Annotated in this window: 8 protein-coding genes; all 8 read right to left on the bottom strand. The window is 35.6% G+C overall.

Annotation, left to right across the window (positions count from 1 at the left end; translation table 11 throughout):
• Window positions 1-206: 206 nt before the first annotated feature.
• On the bottom strand, window positions 207-1,598 hold the full coding sequence (locus tag CSW08_RS01740; RefSeq protein WP_106658186.1) for a sugar transferase: 1,392 nt from the start codon (window positions 1,596-1,598) through the stop codon (window positions 207-209).
• A 57-nt stretch (window positions 1,599-1,655) separates the two neighbouring features.
• Entirely contained in the window at window positions 1,656-2,666 is a 1,011-nt protein-coding gene (locus tag CSW08_RS01735; RefSeq protein ID WP_106658185.1) for a glycosyltransferase family 4 protein, read from the bottom strand.
• Window positions 2,626-3,990 (bottom strand): O-antigen ligase family protein, encoded by a 1,365-nt coding sequence (locus tag CSW08_RS01730; protein ID WP_238987177.1) that lies wholly within the window; start codon window positions 3,988-3,990, stop codon window positions 2,626-2,628. The genes CSW08_RS01735 and CSW08_RS01730 overlap by 41 nt, the downstream gene beginning before the upstream one ends.
• Entirely contained in the window at window positions 3,987-5,129 is a 1,143-nt protein-coding gene (locus tag CSW08_RS01725; protein ID WP_106658184.1) for a glycosyltransferase, read from the bottom strand. The genes CSW08_RS01730 and CSW08_RS01725 overlap by 4 nt, the downstream gene beginning before the upstream one ends.
• A 565-nt stretch (window positions 5,130-5,694) precedes the next feature.
• Window positions 5,695-6,807, bottom strand: a complete 1,113-nt coding sequence (locus tag CSW08_RS01720) for a glycosyltransferase family 4 protein (protein ID WP_106658183.1) — start codon at window positions 6,805-6,807, stop codon at window positions 5,695-5,697.
• Window positions 6,804-8,132, bottom strand: coding sequence for a glycosyltransferase family 2 protein (locus tag CSW08_RS01715; RefSeq protein WP_106658182.1), 1,329 nt, complete (start codon window positions 8,130-8,132; stop codon window positions 6,804-6,806). The genes CSW08_RS01720 and CSW08_RS01715 overlap by 4 nt, the downstream gene beginning before the upstream one ends.
• Window positions 8,122-8,967: an FkbM family methyltransferase gene (locus CSW08_RS01710; protein ID WP_106658181.1), complete on the bottom strand. Its 846-nt coding sequence runs from the start codon at window positions 8,965-8,967 to the stop codon at window positions 8,122-8,124. The genes CSW08_RS01715 and CSW08_RS01710 overlap by 11 nt, the downstream gene beginning before the upstream one ends.
• Complete coding sequence (locus tag CSW08_RS01705; RefSeq protein WP_106658180.1) at window positions 8,957-9,976, bottom strand: exostosin domain-containing protein; 1,020 nt, start codon at window positions 9,974-9,976, stop codon at window positions 8,957-8,959. The genes CSW08_RS01710 and CSW08_RS01705 overlap by 11 nt, the downstream gene beginning before the upstream one ends.
• Between the last annotated feature and the right edge of the window lie 7 nt (window positions 9,977-9,983).

Raw genomic sequence — 9,983 nt, 5'->3', positions numbered from 1 at the left:
GACCCAACAGCTAACGGCTAACAGCTAACAGCTAACAGCCAAAACCCAAGACCCAACAGCTAACGGCTAACAGCTAACAGCCAACGGCTTACAGCCAAAACCCAAAACCTTGAACCCAAAACCTTGAACCCAAGACCCAACAGCTAACAGCTAACAGCCAACGGCTAACAGCCAAAACCCAGAACCCAGAACCCAGAACCCACCAGCTACTGCCCCCTAAAAAATATCATGGTACTCAAGGTTTTTATCATAATATTGATGTCCAAGAAAAAACTTCTGTGTTTTATATAATACAAATCGTATTGTAATTTAAGCAGACTATCATCTACAGAAGCGCCATATCTGGTGTTAACTTGTGCCCAACCTGTAAGTCCTGGTTTTACAATATGCCTAGTTTCATAAAAAGGCAAGGTCTTCGATAATTCATTCACAAATCTTGGGCGCTCTGGTCTGGGGCCAATCAAACTCATGTCACCTTTTAAAATATTTAAAAACTGGGGGATTTCATCCAACCTCGTATTTCGCAAAAATTTCCCAAATTTCGTAATCCTTGAATCATTTTTTTCAGACCAAACGGCACCATTCATTTCGGCATTTCTAATCATGGTCCTAAATTTAATTATTTTAAAAATATGTCCATTTTTACCGACGCGCTCTTGTATATAAAATAAGGGGCCTTTACTGGCAAGAGCATTCCCCAAAAGAATCATTGGCATTAAGATAATCCCTCCTAAAATACCAATTACAGAAATTATGATATTAAATAAACTATTAAAAAACAGGTACATTTTGTTTTGGTTACTTCTGCTAAATGGGAAATACTTATAAAAATCCTTACCAACAAATTGAACAGGCACACGTTGTGTCATATCCTCATACACTTGTGTATACTCTTTTATAGAAAATCCGCTTTCCAGAAGCGTCATAAGATCTTTATAAATATCGGATGTTATGGTTTCAGCATTGTAACTGGCAATGACAATTTCCGATATGTTTTCTTCCTTAATTATCTGAAGCATGTCTTTTGGGCTATATTCCTTTATGCCTTTAAATGCTATGCTTTTGGTAGTATCGACTTCACAATTAACAAATCCTATAATTTTATAATTAGGGTCGGAATCATTAAACGCCTTAATAATGGTTTCAATGTTTGATGTTTCACCCACTATTAATACTTTTTTATAAAATCTGGGCGACACAACAAAACTGACATAAACAAATCGCCATATAAAAAGTGCCAAAATGATGGCTAAATAAAAGTATACTATTTGAAGCCTATTGTCCGGTAAAAAGGGTGTGAAATACGGCGTTAAAAAATAGAATAATACCGTCACCGAAGCCGTTAAAATAATATTGCCATAAATCAATTCAAATTTACTTGACTTTTGTAAATCATAAAGTTCGAAGATGGTTCCAAATATGGATAGGTATATAACAAGCACAAAAACCCAAATCCAATTTTCTTTGGTAATCGTTATATAATCAAACGCAAACGTCCGACTTACAAAATATAAAACAACCAGTACAGATAAAATATCAACAAGACGTAAAAGAATTTTTCGTTCTGAAATATTGAAATGGATACCTTTATGAGACATTTTGGATTTTTTTTGAGAGCGTTTAAAGGTAGTAAGAAATTTCAATTAACTGAAAAACTATCGTAAAAGTGAATGCCATTCCCGTTTAACGACCTCCCAATCAAATTGTTCCACCTTCTTCCTAGCATTTAAAGCCATCTTTTTAGTGTCATTTGGATGCGCGACTATCCATGTGATCGCGTTTACAAATTCATCCATGCTATTTGGATGTACCAACATCCCATCATGACCATGTTCAATCAAAAAAGGCATGCCTCCCACATTTGTGGAAACAATGGGCAAGCCTAAAGCCATGGCCTCTATAACGCTCACGGGCATATTATCAAAATTCGTGGTATTAATAAAGATATTATAGTCTTTTGAAAGTGCTATCCATTCTGGTTTTGTGAGCTTACCAGTAAACATGACTTCTACTTGCAATTTTTTAGCCAGTGCTTTAACTTCAGCTAAAGACCCATCAACATCTGGCCCCACCATACACAAGGAGGCTGTTATGCCTTTATTTTGTAAGGTTTTAAGTGTCTTTACCGCCAATGAAGGATTGTATATTTTTGAAAATGCACGTACCCAAAATAGTTTAACTTCTAGAAACCCACGTTGTTTAAAATCGTATAATTGTAACTCTATGGCATTAGGAATATAAACAATATTTGAATAACCGAATGCTTCGAAAGCATTTTTTAAATACAGTGAGGGAGACACATTTTTATAGGCATTTTTAAAAATGAGTTTACAAAACATGGCGTTTTCTCTAAGGCGTTTTGGTAAATTACCCCCATTTAAACTAGGAATATAATTTAGTTTTAAAATTCGACATAACTGGCTACATAAAAGAGCATAATAAAAATTCAGTGTACTATAGGTGTCTATGATAACAAAATCGACCTGCTTTCTATAACGAATGCAAGCCAAAAGCATTTCAAAAAGTCTTAAGCCTTTATTTATTCTAGACGAAGCATAGTAGAGCGTGTAACCTTCATTCTCAAATAAAGGTACCAAAGTATCAATAGATGTCACATTACTTTTCTTACTGTTTAATTTGTTTCCTATATAGAGTATTCTTTTCATTGGTCACATTTAAAAGTGTTAAGGCATAAATAAAAGATGGTGCGGCAATTCGCATCCCGGAGTGGTTGATGGTAGCAAACCAGAAAAAGTAAAATGCATAAAAAAACAGATTTTTTTTGTTTGAGCTATGGTAAGCAAGGGGCTTGATGACCAAAATCAAAATAATAAGAACCCCAAAAAATCCATGTTCTGATAGCAATCGCCCTATTTCATTGTGTGAAGGCAAATGACCTATGCCTTCTACTACACGAATATCCTTACCTCTGCTAGCGCCAATCCCTAAAAAAGGACTGCTTAAAAAACCATCAATCTCTTCCATAAAAATTTCCATTCGTCCTGTGGTGACATCACTTTTTTCACGCCCAAGGGCGTCTTCATTAGCATAACGTTTATCAATAAGTCCATAGGTTTGGTTGGAACTGATAACCCAAGTAATTAAGATGGCCATAGTAAATAATATAAAGGAGCCAATAATCCGTCCTTTTTGTTGATAACTGGACCTTAAATACAAAATCCATAAAAATGCAGCAATACAAATCATGGCCGCAATAACCCCTCCACGACTAAAAGTGACAATGGCACGAAAGGTCATGGCCCCTAAAATAATGAGATTTAAGAGTTTAAGAAATAAGCTAGGCGATTTTAAAAATATGCGTATTGTCATTACAAGCATCCCTAAACCTAAAATGGTAGCAACTTGATTGGGGCCAAAACCACCTGAAGCTTCAAGATTCGAAGCAGTTCCTGATAAAGTATCTCTGATACTCGGATTATATAAAAACAGATACGTGGTGGTTGTAATGGCTGGATAGACCATGAATTTAATAACATCTTGAAGGAGGTTATAGCTCACCTTTCTGTCATAACAGAACAAAGCGGCAATTCCCAAACAGACTGGGCCACTCAACACAAAAGCAATATTGGTCCTAAATCTTGCATCAAAGCTTAAAGTGATAGAAGCTACCAAAATAGAAGGAACAAGAACAATCAAATAAAAGAAATAGGGATAGCCTTTACCGGATAGCCCTTTAAAGAACATCCCCATCAACATAAACAGAATGACCAGATATTTAGACGCCTCATAAGCTATTCCGCCTTCGGTCATTCTAAACAGTACTTCAGCTCCTGTAAAGTAAGCACAGCCTATTAAAACTGCTTTTGTTTTTTCAGCATTTGAACTGACGATGATCCTCCAAATAAAATAAATCATGGCCATCATAAAATACAATTTGGACAAAGGCTCAATAATAAAAATTGCAATGCCTATCCCAATGTGCGCAAGCACTTGAACAACATATTTATCTTTTAAATAATGGGGCTTCAATGTATTTTATCTTCAGTTAATACTTGGGTTTTAAGTTGATAATGATAATGGGCAAAAGTAAAACGTTGTACAATCACTTCTTGTAAAGATAACATTCTTGTATAAATGTCCTGATCCAAATTAAAAAGAGTTCTAAGTTGCATAACCAAAGTATTTGCATCTACCTGATTCAATAAAAAACCCTGTTCTTGATGTTTGATATATTGACCAATGGACGAAATAGACGAAACAATGGGAATACATCCAAAAGCCATGGCTTCAGCCAAAACCTTAGGAAAGCCTTCAGAGGCCGTGGTGGGCAATAAAATGCTATGAGACTCACTATAAATCTCAAATACTTTATGCCTTGATAAAGCACCATGAAAATGAATAGGAATATTAATTTTAGCGGCTTGTAATTTAAAATCGTTTAGGGCAGATCCTGCTCCCACAAAATGTACCTTAGCAATGCGCTTTAATTCGGAATCCGACAATAGTTGTAGCGCATCAAGGATGCATCCTACTCCCTTTTCCGCTTCCAAGCGACCAACAAAACAAAGGGTCAATGGTCCGCTCATGGATTTTTTTTGACTCACTTTTAACCCCGTTGCCAAGTCTTCATCAGTCAAACAGGGATTTTCAAAGCTCAAACAATGGGAAGGTTGATCTGGCCATGACCCATTGATGGTCACCTTACGAGATTGGTGCTTTAGTATAAACCGTTGTAATCTATAACCTAAAGGTGGGTGTTTTTGATTCCAGTTACCAGCATATTTATACCAGCCGTTTCGTTTAGAAAACAAGGTAAGATAAGGGATTAAAAATACCCCGATACCAGTTGGGGTACGCAATTGAAAACGATCAACCTCTTTCAACACCTTTGATACTGTTTTGATAATTTTAGGAATATACCACAATACCACTAACTTATCAAATAGTGTATGACCACCAATAGCAGGAATTGAAATAAAAGTAATTCTGTTAGATTTATAAGCCATAGTACTTAAAGGAGGTACTGTTTCGTTTAACATAGCAATATGAACAATAGAATCAAATATTTCTAGCAAGTGATTAATTTCATTAACAGTAGGACTCCAACCCACAAGAGTGCCGTCATTGGCGGTATAATGTTCGGTATGGGAGATAATGGCTAAAGTCATATTTTGGTCATGTCAAGAGCAGTCAAGACAAATCTAATAAATTTCATTATTAATGTGGCCATGTCATGTGTAATCATGTTGAATTAAATTTTAATAGAAGTGATTTAAACTTTTCGCGTTTAAGCGAAAATTAGCTTTTTTTGTTCATTTGAAAGCTTTTTTGAGATACATAGCTGAGCTACGGAACGAAAAAAAGATGAAGAAGGGGCAAAAAGAGCAATTTTTTAGCAAATTGGAAAAGTTTAAATGACTTCATAATCAAAAATAGAATGTCCTTGCTAGCGTAACGAATTAATCTATCCAACAACAACCAAATCCAACCGTTGTCAAGTCAACCAAAGTTTAAACAAACAAAACTTCTTATCATTAAACCTGTTTCAGCATTCCTCTCTAATAATTAATAATGTCACTTTAAGCGTGTCACACGGAGTCTACCTGTCTTGAGCATTACAGAACAGCAAAATATACTTTGCTAAGAAGCGAGCGAGCAAAGCTTGTTGGCAGGTGTATCGATATACCATATCTCAAATTAATATTGAAACTCTTATAAAAACAAAAAATATAATTATATCAACGACTCAATAACCTCAACATAACGTTTAACAATCCAAGCCCATTCATGTTGTCTTGCCCATGCTTTAGCCCTGATTTCAAACCCATCCCTATCCTTTAAAAGGGTTTGTACAGCACTGATAAAAGCAGAACTATCTTCATAAGCAATGAGCAGTCCACTGTCACCATCCACAATAGCATCTGCGATACCGCTTCCGGTTGCCCCAATTGCGGGCAAACCAAAATAATTAGCTTCTAGAATGGCTATACCAAAGCCCTCAACATCTCCACTTTTAGTTGGATGACTTAACATCACAAAAATATCACTAGACTGATAAAAGGCTTTTAACTCGGCTTGGGTCTTAAGGCCATGAAACGTAACATAGGCGGTAACACCTAACTGTGCTGCTACAGCCATAAAACGAGAGGATTCAGTAGCAATACCAACACAATGGTAGTGAATCTCTGGATACACTGAAATCAATTTGGGCAAGTGCTTGATAACCTCCAGTTGCCCCTTACGATTACTTAATTGACCGACGGTTAAAAGTTTGGGAAATCCTTTTAAACCCATAGATTCCTTGGCATTCAAATCCCAGTCATAAGGATCAATAGCGTTAGGGATAACGGTTACGGTTTTTAAACCTAAATGCGCTACTAACGATTGGGTATAACGTGAAACAGCGATAACTCTATGAAATCGTTTCAGCGAACAGTCGGTTATAAATCGAAAGAGTCGATGCCTAAAATTAACTTCGCTACCATGAATCACTGCCAAATAATGCCTTTTAAAAAACAAGCTGTAAAAACTAACCAGCCATAGCGGAAACTTCCCTGTGGCAATCACCAATTCGTGGTGTGTAATTGTCTTTAAAACAACCACAAAACGATGCATATACATCAAAATCCGAAAGCGATGTAATTTGATGCGTTGTACATCAAAGCCCAACGTTTTATCAAAACAAAAATCCTCCTGACCTCCACTCCGCTGATCGGCAATAACGGTCACATCAAATCCTAAAACGCTCAAGTGCTTCGCCAATTGATACGCGTGGTTCCCTATCCCTCCGGGTTGTGGAGGAAATTCCGAAGTTACAATTAGAACGGATTTGGGAGTATTAATCATGATAATGGCTCTATGAAGGGACCTTGTTTCAATTTGATGCTGGACAAGCGCCAGGACTTAATTACTTGAAATAAGACTAATGGTAAGATTATAATTGACACGAAAACACCTAGCAATTGTAAGGCTTTGTTTGCCTTGAAACGATAAGGCATGATGGATAGTGGTACGGTTCTTAAAAGCGCTAATCGAGCTTGGGCATCACCAAAATAACGTCTAAAAAAATACAGTACACTGGGAATGGGTCGGGGTGCAAATAAGTTTGAGGTTCGAAAGGCATCCCAACTGCCCATCTGACGTAATCCTCCTTCACTTGCTTTAACATCTATACAGCTAGCGTATGGGTTTGAGATACTCTTTAACCCTTGTAAATAAACTCTCAGTCCAAACTCCCCATCTCCCATACGCTGCTTTTCAAATTGCCGATCAAATAATCCAACGGTATGAAAAATAGCTTTATAAACCATGGCGTTTCCAGTTGCAAATTGCGATGCAAGAGTAAAATAGGATCGCTCTTTAGGAATAGGTTTCCCTTCTGGGAAAAAAACACCTGCTGATATTTGAGTATTAAAAAAATCGAGGCACATTAAATGGGAAGAAATCCAATCGGGCTGTATTCTTACATCGTCTTCGGAAAAAGCAATTAATTCGCTATTGGCACTTTTAATAGCCGTGTTTCTAGCAAGCCATAAAGCCTTTTCTTTTTGATAAATGATTCTTATATTCAAATCGAATGATTTATAAAAATTTTCTTGAAAAGGTTCAGATTGATCTATTATAATCACCTCAAAATGCTTATAATCTTGTTGTTCTAGATCCTTTAAAACATCTTTTAAGAATGAATACCTGTTTAAGGTAGGAATAACAACACTTACAAAAGGATTTTGTTTAATAAGCTGAGAGGTGAAATTAGACCATTGATCATATTTTAAAGGATTACTTAAATACTTTATCCGCTTTGCGCTTCTTGTTTTAAACCATGCATAAAATTCTTTAAATGGGCTATTTAAACTTAACAAACGGATGATAAGCACATAAAAGACCCAGCCTGGATGAAAATATTTTCGTGCGAAACGATAATTATCCACTAAAGGTAAATCTTCAATATTGGAATAGGTTTTCGCATTGCCAATATAACCTTTATGAATGGCTTGCCAGGATAAATCGTAATGTTTTGCTATTTCACAAGTATAATGATCATCCTTAACAAGTTGTTCTAAAACAGCTTTAGGAAGTTCGTCTATAACTGGAAATATACTATCCCCATTAACTTTTAGTAATGAAAAATAATGCGTAGGCTGTAAATATTTTAAAAATTTAAATAGCATCAATTAAGGTATTTGGCAATGGTGCATTTTGCTTTATATTAATGAGATAAGTAGGGTAAGCTGTCGTTTCTGGCAAAAGTAATAGATGACATTTCCCCCTATCTTTAATGGTTTCTGCCTTGATAAGTTCTTTTCCTGTTTTTAAATACCAGGCTTTGTAATGCATTTTAGCACACCAATCCAGCATGAATTGACCTGCCTTCTCCATTCCCAAATCTTTTACAGTATGCATTTCAATAAAAAAGGCACATTGCATTTCTTTGGCTACTAAACACGCTCCTTCCATCACCTGTGTTTCTGCCCCTTCAACATCAATTTTTATTAAATCTGGTTTAATAGTATAAAACTTGTACAGATAGTCCAAGGTGATTGTATTCACTTCTATATGGGAATTAATCGCTGCTGCCGATGTAGCATGAGTTGTGTACATGCTACCAGCTGCTCCTGCTCCTATGGTATAAAATGTCACTCTTTTATGCGATGAATCACTTACAAAACCCAAATAATAGTGTGCTCTAAACCCCAAATTGTTGGATATTAGGTTAAGTTGGGCCTCATTCAAAGCGCTTGGATTAGGATCTACCAATAAATAGAATTTTTCAGGATCTTGAATAAGCGCAAGTAAAGCAGTATAACCAACATTACAACCGATATCAAAAATTGAATTATGGTGTTTAGACAGGTGAAAAAACCAAGCGTCATCTTGATCAACGGTTTTTCTTATAGTACCTCTTGTAGTTTTTAGGGGAATCCCACATAAACTTGTATCAACCAGCCTTGCTCTTTGATATTGAAATTTATAAGCTAGCCCTTTAAAAAATCTTCTAATTCGCATCCAAACAATGATTAAAAAATGAATACAATTGTAAATAATCTTCCCATAGCGCTCTGTTTTTTAAAAATAATGCATTCATGGAAACTTCGTTGTGCTTTTTATGAAATTCGGCTACTTTTTCAGCTATTAAATGTCGTTCATTATAGTCTACCCACACAAGATGCTCTTTCCAATTAATAACCTCTTCCAATGGCAATAAACAATCGGTATTTACAAAAATAGGAATGCGACCCATGGCCATCGTTTCATAAAATCGTGTCGAAAAATTTCCTCTACCACGCATACAAACAATATAGTCAGATTCTTTAATATTCTCATAGAATTGTAAAGTGGTTTGGTGTGTTTCTTTTTTAATTGTAACACCTGCCCTATATCTGTTTCTGATAATAAAATTACAAGTAATTTTATTTGACCTTTTTAAGGTCATTAAAATGTTCCAGCGAAAAAAAGTGGTAGACATCAATTGATCAACGTCTATCTGTCTAAAACCAAAACTTGACATTAAATTTTTCAGTACTGTTTTAAATAGTTGCTTCATGGTTTGAATTCCAAAACCATTGGCTTGCCCGCAAAACCCCACTATTGGGGTTTTTGAAACTGTTTTTTTAATAATAGCTTCTGAAGCAAAATAGGTTTTAATTGGATCGTTAACAAATATGGGGATGCCTCTGTGATTTTTGGGCAATTTAGATTTTCGTCCGCTGGTTCTAAAAACAATACCTTTAAATTGTTTAGGGACTTTAACTCCAAAATCCCCAAAAACAAAGGATACTACGGGAAGGTTATGAGGACTCTTTTTATAAAAATTTAGAACATCTTCAATTTTTTGGGAATTGTAATAATAATTCCAAGACATGGGCAGTATAATACAATCTGCATCCTTTAAATTTTCAGTAATAGATAAATTTTGCGAAGCATGATTTTCCTCTTTCATTAATGATTTTAATAAAGGAAAAATGTGCCATCTAGCGGAATGGTCGTAAAGCGATTTTGGGTAGTAAAATGTCATTATCTTA

Source organism: Confluentibacter flavum, assembly GCF_002843175.1.
Lineage (GTDB): Bacteria > Bacteroidota > Bacteroidia > Flavobacteriales > Flavobacteriaceae > Confluentibacter > Confluentibacter flavum.
Note: the sequence above shows the minus strand (reverse complement) of the source record. Positions and strands in the feature narration are given on the sequence as shown.